At 51.8% G+C, this 17,664-nt stretch carries 16 protein-coding genes; 1 reads left to right on the top strand and 15 read right to left on the bottom strand.

The window, feature by feature from the left end:
* Positions 1–287: 287 nt before the first annotated feature.
* Positions 288–1,625, bottom strand: a complete 1,338-nt coding sequence (gene adeP, locus NNO04_RS16365) for an adenine permease AdeP (RefSeq protein ID WP_271445596.1) — start codon at positions 1,623–1,625, stop codon at positions 288–290.
* A gap of 166 nt (positions 1,626–1,791) precedes the next feature.
* Here adeP and yieH point away from each other — a divergent pair, with 166 nt between their 5' ends.
* Positions 1,792–2,457, top strand: coding sequence for a 6-phosphogluconate phosphatase (gene yieH, locus NNO04_RS16370; RefSeq protein ID WP_271445597.1), 666 nt, complete (start codon positions 1,792–1,794; stop codon positions 2,455–2,457).
* Between the two features lie 103 nt (positions 2,458–2,560).
* Here yieH and phoU read toward each other — a convergent pair whose 3' ends face one another.
* The 14 genes from phoU to atpF form a co-directional block, all read right to left on the bottom strand.
* The gene (gene phoU, locus NNO04_RS16375) at positions 2,561–3,286 is read right to left on the bottom strand and encodes a phosphate signaling complex protein PhoU (RefSeq protein WP_162382308.1); all 726 of its coding nucleotides are present in this window, start codon (positions 3,284–3,286) and stop codon (positions 2,561–2,563) included.
* A gap of 14 nt (positions 3,287–3,300) precedes the next feature.
* Positions 3,301–4,074, bottom strand: a complete 774-nt coding sequence (gene pstB / locus NNO04_RS16380) for a phosphate ABC transporter ATP-binding protein PstB (protein WP_162382307.1) — start codon at positions 4,072–4,074, stop codon at positions 3,301–3,303.
* Between the two features lie 124 nt (positions 4,075–4,198).
* Positions 4,199–5,089 (bottom strand): phosphate ABC transporter permease PstA, encoded by an 891-nt coding sequence (pstA, locus tag NNO04_RS16385; RefSeq protein WP_271445598.1) that lies wholly within the window; start codon positions 5,087–5,089, stop codon positions 4,199–4,201.
* Positions 5,089–6,048 carry a phosphate ABC transporter permease PstC gene (gene pstC / locus NNO04_RS16390; RefSeq protein WP_271445599.1) on the bottom strand — a complete coding sequence of 320 codons (960 nt, stop codon included), beginning with the start codon at positions 6,046–6,048 and terminating at the stop codon, positions 5,089–5,091. Before pstC ends, pstA begins: the two co-directional genes overlap by 1 nt.
* Positions 6,049–6,192: 144 nt before the next feature.
* Positions 6,193–7,233 carry a phosphate ABC transporter substrate-binding protein PstS gene (pstS, locus tag NNO04_RS16395; RefSeq protein ID WP_271445600.1) on the bottom strand — a complete coding sequence of 347 codons (1,041 nt, stop codon included), beginning with the start codon at positions 7,231–7,233 and terminating at the stop codon, positions 6,193–6,195.
* Positions 7,234–7,546: 313 nt separating this feature from the next.
* Positions 7,547–9,376: a glutamine--fructose-6-phosphate transaminase (isomerizing) gene (gene glmS / locus NNO04_RS16400; RefSeq protein WP_271445601.1), complete on the bottom strand. Its 1,830-nt coding sequence runs from the start codon at positions 9,374–9,376 to the stop codon at positions 7,547–7,549.
* Positions 9,377–9,702: 326 nt separating this feature from the next.
* A complete protein-coding gene (glmU, locus tag NNO04_RS16405) occupies positions 9,703–11,073 on the bottom strand; it encodes a bifunctional UDP-N-acetylglucosamine diphosphorylase/glucosamine-1-phosphate N-acetyltransferase GlmU (protein ID WP_271445602.1) in 1,371 nt (456 codons plus the stop codon).
* A gap of 403 nt (positions 11,074–11,476) precedes the next feature.
* Positions 11,477–12,175 (bottom strand): Bax inhibitor-1/YccA family protein, encoded by a 699-nt coding sequence (locus tag NNO04_RS16410; RefSeq protein ID WP_271445603.1) that lies wholly within the window; start codon positions 12,173–12,175, stop codon positions 11,477–11,479.
* A gap of 131 nt (positions 12,176–12,306) precedes the next feature.
* Complete coding sequence (locus tag NNO04_RS16415; protein WP_162382301.1) at positions 12,307–12,726, bottom strand: F0F1 ATP synthase subunit epsilon; 420 nt, start codon at positions 12,724–12,726, stop codon at positions 12,307–12,309.
* Between the two features lie 20 nt (positions 12,727–12,746).
* A complete protein-coding gene (gene atpD / locus NNO04_RS16420; RefSeq protein ID WP_192614018.1) occupies positions 12,747–14,129 on the bottom strand; it encodes a F0F1 ATP synthase subunit beta in 1,383 nt (460 codons plus the stop codon).
* A gap of 26 nt (positions 14,130–14,155) precedes the next feature.
* Positions 14,156–15,019: a F0F1 ATP synthase subunit gamma gene (gene atpG, locus NNO04_RS16425; protein WP_192614017.1), complete on the bottom strand. Its 864-nt coding sequence runs from the start codon at positions 15,017–15,019 to the stop codon at positions 14,156–14,158.
* 50 nt (positions 15,020–15,069) lie between these two features.
* On the bottom strand, positions 15,070–16,611 hold the full coding sequence (gene atpA, locus NNO04_RS16430) for a F0F1 ATP synthase subunit alpha (RefSeq protein ID WP_271445604.1): 1,542 nt from the start codon (positions 16,609–16,611) through the stop codon (positions 15,070–15,072).
* A 12-nt stretch (positions 16,612–16,623) separates the two neighbouring features.
* Positions 16,624–17,157, bottom strand: a complete 534-nt coding sequence (gene atpH / locus NNO04_RS16435) for a F0F1 ATP synthase subunit delta (RefSeq protein WP_162382297.1) — start codon at positions 17,155–17,157, stop codon at positions 16,624–16,626.
* Between the two features lie 14 nt (positions 17,158–17,171).
* Positions 17,172–17,642 (bottom strand): F0F1 ATP synthase subunit B, encoded by a 471-nt coding sequence (atpF, locus tag NNO04_RS16440; RefSeq protein WP_073511767.1) that lies wholly within the window; start codon positions 17,640–17,642, stop codon positions 17,172–17,174.
* Positions 17,643–17,664 lie beyond the last annotated feature (22 nt).

Below are 17,664 nucleotides of genomic sequence, written 5' to 3' on the forward strand. Positions count from 1 at the left end.
TCTTTTCGTCCCTCATTGGGACCCCCTGTTGATTTCTTGTTGAACATTTGCAGTTGCCAGACCGCAAGGTGTTTTAACAAATCAAAAGGGGTTTTAATAACTGGCTCAAAGCTGAAAGCTTTACTGACCCCCCAGCCTAGCTGGGGGTTTTCTATAGACAACGAAAAAGCCCGGCAGAGTGCCGGGCTTTGATATGTGGTTAGGCCTGATGGCGTTTCGCTTATCAGGCCGACGTTCTTCTGTAGGTCAGGTAAGCGTTAGCGCCACCTGACACCACGAGCCGCACCTTAGTGCGCGTCGATAAACACAATCTTCAGTATGAACAGCAACGCCACAACGACCACGCAAGGGCTGAGATCGCGCAAGCGACCAGTGCCAATTTTCATCACACAGTAAGAGATGAAGCCCAGCGCGATACCTTCAGTAATAGAGAAGCTGAACGGCATCATCACGGCGGTGATAAAGGCGGGTACCGATTCCGTTAAATCGTCCCACTTCACGCGCGCAAGGCTAGAGGTCATCAAGACACCGACATAAATCAGCGCACCTGCGGCCGCATAACCCGGCACCATTCCCGCCAGCGGCGACAGGAAGATAACCAGCAGGAACAGCAGACCCACGACAACCGCCGTCAGACCAGTACGGCCACCGACTGAAACACCAGAAGAAGATTCAATATACGCCGTTACGGAAGAGGTGCCGATAAACGAACCCGCCACCGATGATACGCTGTCGACAAACAGCGCCTGCTTCATGCGTGGGAACTTCCCTTTCTCATCGGCCAGACCCGCTTTGTCTGTCACGCCAATCAGCGTACCGGAGGAGTCAAACAGGTTAACCAGCATGAAAGAGAAAATGACGCCGGCCAGACCCAGATTCAACGAACCAGCCAGATCCACATGACCAATCACAGAAGTGACGCTTGGCGGAGCAGAGACAATACCGTTGTAGTGCACATCACCCAACATCCAGCCCAGCAACGTTGTGACCACGATAGACACCAGCACCGCGGCGTGAATGTTGCGTGATGCCAGAATAGCGATGATAAAGAAACCCAGCACGCCCAGCAGAACGCTGTGGGATGTCAGATTTCCAATCGCCACCAGCGTGTCTTTATTCGCGACAATGACACCGGCGTTTTTCAGCCCCATCATGCCAATGAATAAGCCGATACCGCTGGTGATACCTACGCGCAGACTGACCGGAATATTGGCGATCATCCAGTAACGCACGCGGAAAATAGTCAGCAGCAGCAGACCAACGGCGCCCCAGAAAATGGCGCCCATACCCACCTGCCACGGCAGGCCCATTGCCTGAACCACCACAAACGCGAAGAAGGCGTTCAGACCCATTGCAGGCGCCAGCGCGACCGGCAGGTTGGCGAACAGGCCCATCAGGATGCTACCAAACGCAGCAATTAAACAGGTGGTGACGAAGACAGCGCTGGTATCCATGCCAGCAACGCCAAGAATTTGCGGGTTAACAAAAACGATATAGACCATCGTCAGGAAGGTCGTGAAACCGGCGATCACTTCGGTGCGTGCCGTCGTGCCGTGTTCGCGCAGTTTAAACACGCGTTCCAGCATCCCCTGACCAGAAGCCTGGGTGGTGTGTTGTTGACTCATTATCAATTTCCGAACAAGGAGGGAAAATTCGTCGCTATCCTATACCAAAATGCGACAATAGGGGCGGTTGCGAGATACTTTTTTTCATTGATTTTGCTTATACGGCAACGATTGCGTCTCTCAATACTGCATTACGTAAACGTTAAACTTGTAAAAAAGGAAAGGCATGTCCCAGATTGAAGCGGTATTTTTCGACTGCGACGGTACGCTGGTCGACAGCGAAGTGATCTGTTCCCGCGCGTATGTCGCTATGTTCCAGGAATTTGGCATAAAGCTCGATCTTGAAGAGGTGTTTAAACGCTTTAAGGGCGTAAAACTCTACAAGATTATCGACCTCATCAACGAAGAGCATCATGTTGCGTTGGCGAAAACCGAGCTGGAACCCGTCTACCGCGCCGAGGTCGCACGTCTGTTCGACACCGAACTTGAGGTGATCGCGGGTGCAAACGCATTGCTGGACAGCATGGCGGTGCCCATGTGCGTAGTCTCTAACGGGCCGGTCAGCAAAATGCAGCATTCACTGGGAAAACTGGGCATGTTGCACCATTTTCCGGAAAAACTGTTCAGCGGCTACGATATTCAACGCTGGAAGCCCGACCCGGCGCTGATGTTCCACGCAGCGAAAGCGATGAACGTCAATGTGGAGAACTGCATTCTGGTGGATGACTCTTCAGCAGGCGCACAGTCAGGAATTGATGCGGGGATGGAGGTGTTTTACTTTTGCGCCGATCCGCACAACAAACCGATCGATCATCCAAAAGTAACGACCTTTACGGATTTGGCGCAGTTGCCGGAATTGTGGAAGGCGCGCGGATGGGATATTACGCGTTAACGTCGTCGGAATGGTTAATGTGTTGTAAGCCGGATAAGCGTCAGCGCCATCCGGCAAACGGCCCGGTAGCGCAAGCTTACCGGGCTGACAAATCACACAAACATCACTCTTTTGGGTCTTTCCCCGCCAGCAGTTTATCCAGCTCATCGCCCCCGACATGACGGAAATCCTGCCCTTTCACGAAGTAGAAGATGTATTCACAAATGTTCTGGCAGCGGTCGCCGATACGTTCAATCGATCGTGCGCAGAACAACGCCGTCAGCACGCTCGGAATAGTGCGCGGATCTTCCATCATGTAGGTCATTAACTGACGCACAATGCCTTCATATTCCTGATCGACTTTTTTGTCTTCACGGTAGATACGTACCGCTTCGTCGAGATCCATCCGCGCAAACGCATCCAGAACGTCATGCAGCATCTGTACGGTGTGACGACCCAACGATTCCAGGCTCACCAACAGCGGCTGATGCTGAGAAGAGAACTTCTCCAGCGCAGTACGACAGATTTTATCTGCGACGTCGCCAATGCGTTCCAGCTCTGCGATGGTTTTGATGATCGCCATCACCAGGCGCAAGTCGCTGGCCGTTGGCTGACGCTTGGCGATGATGCGCACGCAGGCTTCATCAATTGCGACTTCCATCATATTGACCTGTTTGTCGCCTTCAATCACGCGCTTTGCCAGTTCACCATCCTGGTTGTGCATAGCGGTAATGGCGTCAGACAGTTGCTGTTCCACCATTCCGCCCATGGTCATCACCTGAGTGCGAATGCTCTCCAGTTCAGCATTGAACTGGCCGGAAATGTGTTTATTGAGATTGAGGTTATCCATGTTGCACTCCTGAATCAGCCGTAGCGACCGGTGATGTAGTCTTCTGTTTGCTTTTTAGCGGGCTTGGTGAACAGATCGTCCGTGTTGCTGAACTCAATCAACTCGCCCAAATACATAAACGCCGTGTGGTCGGAACAACGCGCCGCCTGCTGCATGTTGTGCGTCACAATAACCACGGTGTAATCCTGCTTCAGCTCGGTGATCAGCTCTTCAATACGCCCCGTGGAAATAGGGTCCAGCGCTGAACATGGTTCATCCAGCAGCAACACTTCCGGACGAATAGCGATACCGCGCGCGATGCACAGACGCTGTTGCTGACCACCGGAGAGAGAGTACCCGCTCTGGTGCAATTTATCTTTGGTTTCGTTCCACAATGCGGCCTTGGTCAACGCCCACTGAACGCGCTCATCCATATCGGCACGGGAGAGCTTCTCAAACAGACGCACGCCAAACGCAATATTGTCGTAAATGGACATCGGGAACGGTGTCGGCTTCTGAAACACCATGCCCACTTTAGCGCGCAACAGCGCGATATCCTGGGTGTTGGTGAGAATATTGTCGCCATCCAGCAGAATCTCGCCTTCCGCACGTTGATCGGGGTAGAGCGAATACATTTTGTTAAAGGTGCGCAGCAACGTGGATTTACCACAGCCAGACGGACCGATGAATGCCGTAACCTGGTTCTTCGCGATATCCAGGTTGATGTTCTTCAGGGCATGGAATTTGCCATAGTAGAAGTTCAAATCACGCACCTGAATCTTACCTGGGGCTGTCTCAACCATACTCATTTCAATCTCTTCCTCATTCGACGCCGCATTCGCCGCGCCGCAAAATTGTGCCTGATGGCGCTACGCTTATCAGGCCTACAAATATGTACAATCCGTACGCCGCCATCCGGCAATGCGCAAAAAATTAACCATGTTTATTCTTCGCAAAAATGACGCGCGCCAGAATGTTCAGCAGCAGAACGCACAGAGTGATAATCAACACCCCAGCCCAGGCCAGTTGCTGCCATTCAGCAAACGGACTCATCGCAAATTTAAAGATGGTCACCGGCAAGTTGGCGATCGGCTGCATCATGTCAGTGCTCCAGAACTGGTTCGAGAGCGCGGTAAACAGCAGAGGGGCGGTTTCACCTGCAATACGCGCAATCGCCAGCAGAATACCGGTCATGATGCCGGAGACTGACGCTTTCAGGGTAATCGCAGAGATCATCTTCCACTTTGGCGTACCCAGCGCATAAGCCGCTTCACGCAGGCTATCCGGCACCAGTTTCAACATGTTCTCGGTGGTTCGAATGACGATAGGTACCTGCAGCAGCGCCAGCGCAATTACGCCTGCCCAGCCGGAGAATTGTTCCATCTGCGCGACCACAATGGTGTAGACGAACAGACCGACCACAATCGACGGCGCAGAAAGCAGAATGTCGTTGATGAAGCGAATGACTTCAGCCAGCCAGGATTTGCGGCCGTATTCCGCCAGATAAATCCCCGCCATAATACCCAGCGGCGTCCCCAATACTGTCGCCCACAGAATGAGTAAACCACTACCGGCCAGGGCGTTTGCCAGACCACCGCCTGCCGTATTGGGCGGCGGCGTCATTTCAGTGAACAGCGCCAGCGACATTCCGTCGATACCGCGTACAACGGTAGAGAACAGGATCCAAATGAGCCAGAACAGCCCGAAAGCCATTGTCGCCATAGAGAGCGTCAGCGCGATGCGGTTTTTCATGCGACGACGCGCCTGCATTTTGCGGCGGGATTCCGCCAGTGCGGCGGTAGATTGCATCTCGATCGTAGCCATTAACGTGCCCCCTCATTCTTAGCAAGGCGCATGATCATAAATTTGGACGCAGCCAGAACGATAAAGGTGATGACGAACAGGATCAGACCCAGTTCCATCAGCGCGGCAACGTGCAGACCCGATTCCGCTTCGGCAAACTCGTTCGCTAACGCAGAGGTAATACTGTTGCCCGGCATATACAGCGAGGCGCTGTCGAGCTGGTAGGTGTTACCGATGATAAAGGTGACCGCCATGGTTTCGCCAAGCGCACGACCTAAGCCCAGCATAATGCCGCCAATCACCCCATTTTTGGTGTAGGGCAGAACAATACGCCAGATAACTTCCCAGGTGGTGCAGCCAATACCGTAGGCCGACTCTTTCATCATCACCGGGGTCTGTTCGAACACATCACGCATCACCGCCGCAATGTACGGGATGATCATGATGGCGAGGATCACACCAGCGGCTAAGATGCCGATACCAAAAGCCGGACCGGAGAACAGCGCGCCAACAAACGGAATGTTGGAAAGGACGTTCCCTACCGGCTCCTGGAACCAGGTCGCAAACAGCGGGGCGAAAATGAACAAGCCCCACATGCCATACACAATACTCGGAATAGCAGCCAGCAGTTCAATCGCGATCCCCAGCGGACGTCTCAGCCAGTTTGGTGCCAGTTCCGTTAAAAATAAGGCAATGCCGAAGCTCACCGGAACGGCGATCAGCAATGCGATAAAAGAGGTCACCAGCGTGCCATAAATAGGGACCAGCGCACCGTAGATATCGTTTGGCGCGTCCCAATCTTTGGTCCACAGGAACGAAAAGCCAAACTTCTGGATACTTGGCCAGGAGGAGATGATCAGAGAGACAATAATGCCGCCCAACATCAATAGCACAAGCAGCGCAGCCAGTTTTACCAGCGCGCTGAATATCATGTCACCCTTTTTACCCGGTGGGTTAAAAGCAGGCTTAGTTGCAGCCATAAATTACTCTTTCCGTTAAACGCGTTTACGAAGTTGCCCAAGCCGGATGGCGCTACGCTTATCCGGCCTACATATTGGGCCTACAGTCTGAACCGTAGGGCGGATAAGCGTAGCGCCATCCGCCAATTCGTCAAAGAAATTCTGTTAATACAGCGCTTTACCGTTGCTGTCTTTCACGTTGGTTTTCCATGCAGCACGAACCTGCTCAACCACGTTCTCTGGCAGGCTGGCATAATCCAGGTCGTTAGCCTGTTTGCCGCCATTTTTGTAAGCCCAGTCGAAGAATTTCAGCACTTCAGCGCCCTGCTCGGGTTTTTTCTGCACTTTGTGCACGAGGATGAAGGTTGTGGAGGTGATTGGCCACGCTTCGTCACCTTTCTGGTTCGTCAGGTCCTGAGCGAACGACTTACTCCAGTCAGCGCCTTTTGCCGCGTTGGCGAAGTTCTCTTCAGTCGGGCTTACCGGCTTACCATCAGCGGAGAGCAATTTGGTGTAGGCCAGATTGTTCTGCTTGGCATACGCATATTCAACGTAACCGATAGAACCCGGCAGACGCTGTACGAACGCGGCGATGCCGTCGTTACCTTTACCACCCAGACCGGTCGGCCAGTTCACTGTCGAGCCGGAACCCACTTTCGATTTCCACTCTTCATTCACTTTCGCCAGATAGCTGGTAAAGACGAAGGAAGTACCGGAGCCATCAGCACGACGCACAACGGCAATATTCTGGGAAGGCAGTTTCAGACCAGGGTTCAGTTTGGTGATGGCTTCATCGTCCCACTTTTTGATTTTGCCGAGGTAAATGTCACCCAGTGTTTTGCCATCCAGCACCAGCTCACCAGACTTCAGGCCTGGGATATTCACCGCCAGCACCACACCACCAATCACGGTCGGGAACTGGAACAGATCTTCCTGAGCCAGCTTTTCATCAGACAGTGGGGCATCGGATGCACCGAAATCAACCGTATTTGCCGTAATTTGTTTAACACCACCGGAGGAGCCGATACCCTGGTAATTGACTTTATTACCGGTTTCTTTCTGATAGGTATCTGCCCATTTGGCATACACTGGCGCAGGGAAAGTTGCACCTGCACCTGTCAGGCTTGCCGCTGCGTTTACAGAGAAAGCGCTCATGGATAAGGTCGCGGCGACAACAGTTGCGACAGTGGTACGCATAACTTTCATAATGTCTCCTGCAAGATTCGTAAATCATTGTTAAGTGGCTACGATAAGCAAAATAGGACAAACAGGTGACAGTTAAATGTACGAAATATGACAGTTTTATGACAGCAACAAAAATGGTATTCACCCACTAAAAAACATCATAAAGAAACAATGCGTTAGGTGTTTTTATGGCACTAATATTTCGCGGAAATTTTCTTTTTATGACACTGAAACAGTAGCTGAATATGACGCTTTGTGACATGAAAAAGAGGGGGGATGCTTCAAAAAAAACGGTGATAAAAATATGCCCCGCTTTCGCAGGGCATGACTCAGATTATTCAACCGTAACCGATTTCGCCAGGTTACGCGGCTGATCCACGTCGGTGCCTTTGATCAGCGCAACGTGATACGCCAGCAATTGCAGCGGTACCGTGTAGAAGATCGGCGCAATGACCTCTTCCACATGCGGCATTTCAATAATGTGCATGTTATCGCTGCTGGTGAACCCGGCATCCTGATCGGCGAAGACATACAGCTGACCACCGCGCGCGCGAACTTCCTCAATGTTGGATTTCAGTTTTTCCAACAGTTCGTTGTTCGGAGCCACCACAATAACCGGCATATCTGCATCAATCAGCGCCAGCGGGCCATGCTTCAGTTCACCTGCGGCATAGGCTTCTGCGTGAATATAAGAGATCTCTTTCAGTTTCAACGCGCCTTCCAGCGCAATAGGATACTGATCGCCACGACCCAGGAACAGAGCGTGGTGTTTGTCAGAGAAATCTTCAGCAAGCGCTTCAATGCGTTTATCCTGAGACAACATCTGCTCAATGCGGCTCGGCAGTGCCTGCAGGCCGTGAACGATGTCGTGCTCAATAGAGGCATCCAGACCTTTCAGACGCGCCAGTTTCGCCACCAGCATCAGCAGAACGGTCAACTGAGTGGTAAACGCTTTCGTGGAGGCGACGCCGATTTCGGTACCGGCATTGGTCATCATCGCCAGGTCAGATTCACGAACCAGGGAAGAACCCGGAACGTTACAAATCGCCAGAGAACCCAGATAGCCCAACTCTTTCGATAAGCGCAGACCGGCCAGCGTATCTGCCGTTTCGCCAGACTGCGAAAGGGTGATCATCAGGCTGTTGCGACGCACGGCAGATTTGCGATAGCGGAATTCAGACGCGATCTCCACGTCACACGGAATTCCTGCCAGAGATTCAAACCAATAGCGGGATACCATACCGGAGTTGTATGACGTACCGCAGGCGATGATCTGAATGTGCTCAACCTGAGACAGCAGTTCGTTCGCCTTCGGACCCAGCTCGCTCAAATCCACTTCACCGTGAGTAATACGTCCAGTCAGCGTGTTTTTGATCGCGTTTGGCTGTTCGTAGATCTCTTTCTGCATGTAGTGACGATAAATACCTTTATCACCGGCGTCGTACTGCAGGTTGGATTCGATATCCTGACGTTTCACTTCCGCGCCCGTTTTATCGAAAATAGAGACGGAACGACGGGTTACTTCCGCAATATCGCCCTCTTCCAGGAAGATGAAGCGACGGGTAACTGGCAACAGCGCCAGCTGATCGGAAGCGATAAAGTTCTCACCCATCCCCAGACCAATCACCAGCGGGCTACCAGAGCGCGCCGCCAGCAGAGTATCCGGTTTACGGGTATCCATGATTACAGTACCGTACGCGCCGCGCAGTTGCGGGATCGCACGCAATACCGCTTCACGCAGTGTGCCGCCTTGTTCCAGTTCCCAATGCACCAGGTGAGCAATCACTTCGGTGTCAGTTTCAGAAACAAACGTATAACCACGCGCTTTTAGTTCTTCGCGCAGCGGTTCATGGTTTTCGATGATGCCGTTATGCACCACCACAATGTGTTCAGAAACATGCGGATGCGCATTCGCTTCTGAAGGTTCGCCATGAGTTGCCCAACGGGTATGAGCAATACCTGTACCGCCGTGCAACGGATGCTCTTCCGCTGCCTGTGCCAGCATCTGAACTTTACCGAGGCGACGCAGACGGGTCATGTGCCCTTCGTTGTCGACCACAGCCAGACCTGCAGAGTCATAGCCACGGTATTCCAGACGACGTAAACCTTCGAGAAGAATTTCTGCTACATCACGTTGCGCGATAGCGCCAACAATTCCACACATAGTTTTTTAATTCCGATTTTGGCGATATGCCAGTCGTTGTCGGTCAACCTGTATGCCCGTATTTTCGGGCGCCCCGAGCCTTTGTAGAGAGTGGGGTTATTTTTATTTACACGTCATCCTTCAAGCCGTCTCTGCGTTGGCTATGTTCGCTCACCCCAGTCACGTATTTATATACGCTCCAGGGGATTCACTCGCTTGCCACCTTGATCCAACTTGAATGATTTTGTGTAACGGTACTGCTTTTTGGGCGGGGGATTATGTTATCCCCTCATCCCTGTTTGCCGGATGGCAGCGTAAACGCGTTATCCGGCAAACAAAATTTGAATTTACTTCTTCTTCACCGGACGCTTCCAGCCCTGCTTATGGACCTGCGGTACACGGCTTATCACCAGTTCGTTATCAGCAACGTCACGGGTAACGGTGGTACCCGCCGCGATTGTCACTCCGTTACCTACCGTCACTGGCGCCACCAGTTGGGTATCAGAGCCGACAAACACATCATCGCCAATAATGGTTTTAAACTTGTTCGCGCCATCGTAGTTACAGGTGATGGTACCCGCGCCGATGTTCACGTTATCGCCAATTTCAGCATCACCCAGGTAGGTCAGATGACCCGCTTTCGAGCCTTTGCCCAGACGCGCTTTTTTCATCTCGACAAAGTTACCTACGTGCGCGCCTTCCAGCAGTTCTGCGCCTGGGCGCAGGCGGGCAAACGGGCCAATAGTACATGCCGTTGCCAGATGAGCATCTTCCACTACGCTGTATGGACTGATTTCACAATCGTCGCCAATCACACTGTTTTTGATAACGCAGCCCGCGCCAATCTTCACGCGATGGCCGAGCGTGACGTTGCCTTCGATGATAACGTTAGTATCAATTTCTACATCTCGCCCGTGCATTAATGTTCCGCGCAGGTCAAAACGTGAAGGATCACGCAGCATAACTCCCGCCAGCAGCAGCTTTTCAGCCTGCTCAGACTGGTAAACGCGTTCCAGACGAGAGAGTTGCAGGCGGTTGTTCACACCTTCCACTTCGCTGAGTCTGTCAGGATGAACAGCCGCGATTTCACGACCCTCCTGATATGCCAGCGCAATAATGTCAGTGATGTAATACTCGCCCTGGGCATTGTTATTGGTTAGTTTTGACAGCCAACGCTTCATGTCTGCGCCGTTGGCAATCAGGATACCGGTATTAATTTCCTGGATCTGACGTTGCTCATCGCTCGCATCTTTGTGCTCAACAATGCCGGTAACCTTACCGTTTTCACGCGTGATACGACCATATCCGGTTGGATCATCCACCTTCACTGTCAGCAAACCAATGCCGCCCTGCGGTTTTGCATCTCGCAGACGTTGCAATGTGTCGATTGAAATCAGCGGTACGTCGCCATAGAGCATTAAAATGTCTTCGTCGTCGCCAAAGAATGGCGCAGCCTGCTGCATCGCATGACCTGTACCCAACTGCTCGGCCTGCAGAACCCAATTCAGGTTGTCTTCTTTCAGTGTCTGTTTAAGCAGATCGCCACCGTGGCCATAGACCAGATGAACGTGAGATGCGCCAAGTTCATTAGCAGCATCAATGACATGCTGAACCATCGCTTTTCCCGCAAGGGTATGCAGCACTTTAGGAAGATCGGAATACATACGTGTGCCTTTGCCTGCGGCAAGGATCACAACGCTCATAGCATTATTCAACATACACATCCTGACTGTTATTTGAGAACGAATTTATACCGTCTCACATTGAAAATTCTACATTTTTTTCGCCGTGAAACGGACCGAAGATAAAACGTTCAATAGGGGGAAATTCCCCATCTGACAACTCTCTATTTTCGTCTATATCTACGTCTTTTGTCTCCCCAAAACCAGGGATATGCTCTTATTAAAACCTTAGGATAATGTTTTTGCTATTTTTTTGATCCATGAATAAAGAATCAGGTAAATCATGGTGATGTGGGAAATGCAAATTAAAGAGGGAGGGCGATTGCTTATGGCTACGCTAAGCATCGCGCCATATAGCAAACAGGGTATAGCTAAACGTTCACGCCTCTGAAAAGAGCGATGATAGTCGCTGGTTTCTATCATCGCCGTACAAGAACAATCAGTTACGAGACATAAAGATACGCAAAATATACCAGAACATGGTCGCAATTGAGGCAAACAGATGCAGCGCCGCGCCAGCCGGACGATCGGTCGGATAGTGATGAATGATGTTAGAGGTGTCGTAAAGCACAAAACCCGCGCACAATAGCACCATCAATGCGGAAAACCCTACTCCCAGGGAGAAGCCGAAAACGACGCCCGCCACAATAGTCCCTAACGCGATAAATCCCGCTAAATTTAAGAAAGAGCGCAAAAACGAAAAATCTTTTTTAGTAGTAAACGCCGTAAACGTTAGCCCCGCCACCAGCAGCACCGTTGTAATGGCCGCAGCTGGAATGATGCCTGGGTTAACGTAAGCCGCTATAGTGAGAAGCGGTGAAAAGATCAGCGCTTCAGCCAGAACATAAATCCCGAGTCCGACTAGCTGAACGTTGTTAGATACCGTGTTATCCGCTAACCGGGTTGCCAACATCCCTACCAGCACGAAGGCACCAAGAACAACCAGCCAGCTATATCTACCACCTCCAGCCAGCACGCTCAGCATAAGTTCCCCCACGCCCATCGCCATCAGCACCACACTTAAGACTATGAAGCCGGCAATGGCAGCAGAAAGATAGATATAGGCGCGACGGATAAACGTAATACGATCAATTTTTGAATCGGGTTGTGGCCCTTCGAAAGAAGGTTGATATGACATGATAATGATCCCTCATTTAATTCAATAAGAAATAATCAACTTCCGTTGTAAATAGTTTATCGAATTTAAAATTTTGGGATAAAAAAAAACCAGTCTGATTTCAGACTGGTTTTTTTGCTTTCAAGCCGGTGTTACATCGCTTTTTTGGTCAACTCGATAACGCGCAGTTTCGCGATCGCTTTGGCCAGTTCCGCAGATGCCTGAGCGTAATCCACGTCACCATGAGAGCTCTTAATGTGCTCTTCAGCCTTACGTTTCGCTTCCAGGGCTCTCGCTTCATCGAGATCCTGCCCGCGAATCGCGGTATCAGCCAGTACGGTCACGTTGCCAGGCTGCACTTCAAGAATGCCGCCGGACAGGTAGATAAACTCTTCATGACCGAACTGTTTAACGATGCGGATCATACCAGGCTTAATGGCGGTGAGCAGCGGGGCGTGACCCGGGTAAATACCCAGTTCACCTTCACTACCCGTTACCTGGATTTTTTCGACCAGACCAGAGAACATTTGTTGCTCTGCGCTGACGACGTCCAGGTGGTAAGTCATTGCCATATCACCCTCCGATTAAGGCGTTAAAGTTTTTTGGCTTTCTCGACAGCTTCTTCGATGGTGCCAACCATATAGAACGCCTGCTCTGGCAGGTGATCGTATTCGCCATCCATGATGCCTTTAAAGCCACGGATAGTATCTTTCAGCGATACGAATTTACCCGGAGAGCCGGTAAAGACTTCTGCTACGAAGAACGGCTGGGACAGGAAGCGCTGAATTTTACGCGCACGAGCTACCACCAGTTTGTCTTCTTCGGACAGTTCGTCCATACCCAGGATCGCGATGATGTCTTTCAGTTCCTGATAACGCTGCAGGATGGACTGAACGCCACGCGCAGTGTCGTAGTGTTCCTGACCAACTACCAGCGGGTCCAGCTGACGGCTGGTGGAGTCCAGCGGGTCAACGGCCGGATAGATACCGAGAGACGCGATCTGACGGCTCAGTACCACGGTTGCATCTAAGTGAGCAAAGGTGGTGGCTGGCGACGGGTCAGTCAAGTCATCCGCAGGTACGTATACCGCCTGAACGGAGGTGATAGAACCGGTTTTGGTGGAGGTGATACGTTCCTGCAGAACACCCATCTCTTCCGCCAGAGTCGGCTGATAACCTACCGCAGAAGGCATACGGCCCAGCAGTGCGGATACTTCAGTACCGGCCAGGGTATAACGATAGATGTTATCAACGAATAGCAGAACGTCACGACCTTCGTCACGGAACTTCTCAGCCATAGTCAGGCCAGTCAGCGCAACACGCAGACGGTTTCCTGGCGGCTCGTTCATCTGGCCATAAACCAGAGATACTTTATCCAGAACGTTGGAGTCGGTCATTTCGTGGTAGAAGTCGTTACCCTCACGAGTACGTTCACCTACACCTGCAAACACAGAGTAACCGGAGTGCTCGATCGCGATGTTACGGATCAGCTCCATCATGTTTACAGTTTTACCTACACCCGCACCACCGAACAGACCAACTTTACCGCCTTTCGCAAACGGGCAAATCAGGTCCATTACTTTGATACCGGTTTCCAGCAATTCCTGAGAGCTGGACAGCTCTTCGTAAGAAGGCGCTGCGCGGTGAATAGCCCAACGTTCTTCTTCGCCGATGTCGCCTTTCATGTCGATCGGCTGACCCAGGACGTTCATGATACGACCCAGGGTTGCTTTACCTACCGGGACTTCGATTGGGTGTTCGAGGTCTTTAACTTCCAGACCACGACGCAGACCGTCGGAAGAACCCATGGCGATAGTACGTACGATACCACCACCGAGCTGCTGCTGAACTTCCAGCACCAGATTCTCATTACCATTCATAACCTCAAGAGCATCGTACACGCGCGGTACGGCATCCTGAGGGAATTCGACGTCAACCACGGCGCCGATTACCTGGACAATTTTTCCAGTAGCCATCTTGAATCCTCTACGAATTAACCTGGTTATACCGCGGATGCACCACCGACGATTTCGGTGAGTTCCTGAGTAATGCTGGCCTGACGAGCTTTGTTGTATACCAACTGCAGCTCTTTAATCAGGCTGCCGCCATTGTCGGTCGCGGCTTTCATCGCCACCATACGTGCGGCCTGCTCGCTGGCCAGGTTTTCTACCACACCCTGATAAACCTGAGATTCAACGTAACGACGCAGCAGGGTATCCAGCAGCGGTTTCGGGTCGGGTTCATACAGGTAATCCCAGGCTTTTTGTTTTAACTCTTCATCTTCTGATGCCGGTAAAGGCAGCAGCTGAGTGAGAGTTGGAACCTGAGACATGGTGTTAATAAATTTGTTGCTGACAACGTACAGTCTGTCCAGACGGCCTTCATCATAGGCCTGCAGCATCACTTTAACCGGACCGATCAGTTCGGACAGGGAAGGGTTATCCCCCATACCGGTTACCTGAGCAACCACATTACCGCCAACGGAGCTAAAGAAAGACACGCCCTTAGAGCCGATCATTGCGAGTTCGCACTGAACGCCTTTTTCGGACCATGCTTTCATATCTGCCAGCAGTTTTTTGAACAGGTTAGTGTTCAAGCCGCCACACAGACCACGATCGGTCGACACCACCAGGTAGCCCACACGTTTAACGTCGCGTTCTTCCAGGTAAGGGTGCTTATATTCCAGATTACCATTCGCAAGGTGACCAATCACTTTGCGCATGGTCTCTGCATAAGGACGGCTGGCCGCCATGCGCTCCTGCGATTTACGCATTTTGGAAGCGGCGACCATCTCCATCGCTTTAGTGATCTTCTGCGTGTTCTGGACGCTTGCGATCTTACTACGTATCTCTTTTGCGCCGGCCATGAGCTTCTCCTCAATGCCTTGCGGTCTGCCCTAAGACAGACCGCCAGACGTTACCAGGACTGGGTTGCTTTGAAGGAATCGAGGATAGCTTTCAGCTTGCCTTCGATTTCATCGTTATAGCTACCGGACTGGTTAATCTCTTGCATCAGCGGAGCGTGGTCACGGTCGACGTAAGCCAGCAGAGCAGCTTCGAAACTACCGATTTTTGCCAGTTCCACATCTTCGAGGTAACCGCGTTCAGCCGCAAACAGCACCACACCCTGTTGTGCAACAGACATTGGGGCATACTGTTTCTGCTTCAACAGTTCAGTTACTTTCTGACCGTGGCTCAACTGCTTACGCGTAGCGTCATCCAGGTCGGAAGCGAACTGAGAGAACGCCGCCAGTTCACGATACTGTGCCAGTGCGGTACGAATACCACCGGACAGTTTCTTGATGATCTTGGTCTGCGCTGCGCCACCTACACGAGATACGGAGATACCCGGGTTAACAGCCGGACGAATACCGGAGTTAAACAGGTTGGTTTCCAGGAAGATCTGACCATCGGTAATGGAGATTACGTTGGTCGGAACGAACGCAGAAACGTCACCCGCCTGGGTTTCGATAATCGGCAGAGCGGTCAGGGAGCCGGTTTTACCTTTAACTTCACCCTTGGTGAATTTCTCAACATATTCCGCGTTAACGCGGGATGCGCGCTCCAGCAGACGGGAGTGGAGGTAAAATACGTCGCCCGGGAATGCTTCACGTCCTGGCGGACGACGGAGCAACAGGGAAACCTGACGATAAGCAACAGCCTGTTTGGACAGGTCATCGTAAACGATCAGTGCATCTTCACCGCGGTCACGGAAGTATTCGCCCATTGCGCAACCGGCATACGGTGCCAGGTATTGCAGTGCAGCGGATTCAGACGCGGTAGCAACAACAACGATGGTGTTAGACAGAGCATTATGCTCTTCCAGTTTACGCACCACGTTAGAAATGGTGGACGCTTTCTGGCCAATAGCCACGTACACGCATTTGATGCCGGAATCGCGCTGGTTGATGATCGCATCGACTGCCATCGCGGTTTTACCGGTCTGACGGTCACCGATGATCAATTCACGCTGACCACGACCGATTGGGATCATGGCATCAACGGATTTATAACCAGTCTGAACTGGCTGATCGACGGACTGACGTTCGATTACGCCCGGCGCGATAACTTCGATTGGCGAGAAGCCATCGTTATCAACCGGACCTTTACCGTCGATAGGAGCACCCAGAGTGTTCACCACACGACCCAGCAAGCCACGGCCAACCGGAACTTCCAGAATACGACCAGTACACTTAACCTTCATGCCTTCGGCAAGGTCAGCGTACGGACCCATAACTACCGCACCTACGGAGTCGCGCTCCAGGTTCAGAGCGATAGCGTAACGGTTACCCGGCAGGGAAATCATCTCACCCTGCATACAATCGGCAAGGCCGTGGATGCGGATAACACCGTCACTAACAGAAACAATAGTACCTTCGTTGTGAGCTTCGCTCACAACACTGAACTGAGCAATGCGCTGCTTGATCAGTTCGCTGATTTCGGTGGAATTCAGTTGCATGCTCCAGTCCCCTTAAGACTGCAAGACGTCTGCAAGGCGTTCAAGACGGCCGCGTACGCTACCGTCAATGACCATATCACCCGCACGGATGATAACGCCTGCCATTACAGACTTATCGATTTTGCAATTCAGCTTAACTTTGCGTGACAGACGTTTTTCCATCGCAGCGCTGATCTTCGCAAGCTGTGCTTCACTCAGCGTGGTTGCAGAAGTGACTTCTACCTCAGAGGTAGACTCACTGGCTGCACGCAGATGAATATACTGCTCCAGAACATCCGGGAGCGCGTTCAGACGATTATTTTCAGCCATCACCTTAATCAGGTTCTGGCCGTTTTCGTCCAACTGCTCACCGCAGACTGCGATAAACGACTCAGCGAGCGTTTCCGGCGCCAGCGCGCCAGAGAGAAGCTCTGCCATTTGTTCGTTCTTGGTTACCTCGGCGGCAAACGCCAGCATGTCCTGCCAACGTTCTACACTTTGGTGTTCGACGGCAAAGTCAAAAGCTGCTTTGGCGTAGGGGCGAGCTACCGTAATAAATTCAGACATCAGCCCCTCCCTCCTTACAGTTCAGCGACAAGTTTATCCACGATGTCGCTGTTAGCAGCTTCATCCACGGAACGTTCGATGATCTTCTCGGCGCCAGCAACAGCCAGGATAGCAACTTGCTTACGCAGCTCTTCACGGGCACGTTTACGCTCGGCTTCAATTTCCGCCTGCGCCTGTGCCACGATTTTAGTACGTTCCTGCTCTGCTTCAGTTTTGGCTTCGTCCAGGATCTGAGAGCGGCGTTTGTTCGCCTGCTCAATGATAACCTGAGCTTCCGCCTTCGCTTTTTTCAGCTGGTCGGTCGCGCTGGCCTTTGCAAGGTCAAGGTCCTTATGTGCTCGTTCTGCGGAAGCAAGACCGTCAGCAATTTCTTTTTGACGTTTTTCGATGGCAGCCATTAACGGCGGCCATACGTACTTCATGCAGAACAGAACGAACAGGACAAACGCGATGGCCTGGCCGAGGATTGTTGCGTTAAGATTCACAGCACAATGCCTCTATCTAGTT

The organism is Citrobacter sp. Awk 4 (assembly GCF_028069725.1).
GTDB lineage: Bacteria > Pseudomonadota > Gammaproteobacteria > Enterobacterales > Enterobacteriaceae > Citrobacter_D.

Bases quoted from the DNA above. Each gene is read 5' to 3' on its own strand.
- atpD (WP_192614018.1), bottom strand. From the start codon at position 14,129: ATGGCTACTGGAAAAATTGTCCAGGTAATCGGCGCCGTGGTTGACGTC.
- atpA (WP_271445604.1), bottom strand. From the start codon at position 16,611: ATGCAACTGAATTCCACCGAAATCAGCGAACTGATCAAGCAGCGCATT.
- NNO04_RS16415 (WP_162382301.1), bottom strand. From the start codon at position 12,726: ATGGCAATGACTTACCACCTGGACGTCGTCAGCGCAGAGCAACAAATG.
- pstC (WP_271445599.1), bottom strand. From the start codon at position 6,048: ATGGCTGCAACTAAGCCTGCTTTTAACCCACCGGGTAAAAAGGGTGAC.
- pstS (WP_271445600.1), bottom strand. From the start codon at position 7,233: ATGAAAGTTATGCGTACCACTGTCGCAACTGTTGTCGCCGCGACCTTA.
- glmU (WP_271445602.1), bottom strand. From the start codon at position 11,073: ATGTTGAATAATGCTATGAGCGTTGTGATCCTTGCCGCAGGCAAAGGC.
- phoU (WP_162382308.1), bottom strand. From the start codon at position 3,286: ATGGATAACCTCAATCTCAATAAACACATTTCCGGCCAGTTCAATGCT.
- atpG (WP_192614017.1), bottom strand. From the start codon at position 15,019: ATGGCCGGCGCAAAAGAGATACGTAGTAAGATCGCAAGCGTCCAGAAC.
- adeP (WP_271445596.1), bottom strand. From the start codon at position 1,625: ATGAGTCAACAACACACCACCCAGGCTTCTGGTCAGGGGATGCTGGAA.
- glmS (WP_271445601.1), bottom strand. From the start codon at position 9,376: ATGTGTGGAATTGTTGGCGCTATCGCGCAACGTGATGTAGCAGAAATT.
- pstA (WP_271445598.1), bottom strand. From the start codon at position 5,089: ATGGCTACGATCGAGATGCAATCTACCGCCGCACTGGCGGAATCCCGC.
- yieH (WP_271445597.1), top strand. From the start codon at position 1,792: ATGTCCCAGATTGAAGCGGTATTTTTCGACTGCGACGGTACGCTGGTC.
- NNO04_RS16410 (WP_271445603.1), bottom strand. From the start codon at position 12,175: ATGTCATATCAACCTTCTTTCGAAGGGCCACAACCCGATTCAAAAATT.
- pstB (WP_162382307.1), bottom strand. From the start codon at position 4,074: ATGAGTATGGTTGAGACAGCCCCAGGTAAGATTCAGGTGCGTGATTTG.
- atpH (WP_162382297.1), bottom strand. From the start codon at position 17,157: ATGTCTGAATTTATTACGGTAGCTCGCCCCTACGCCAAAGCAGCTTTT.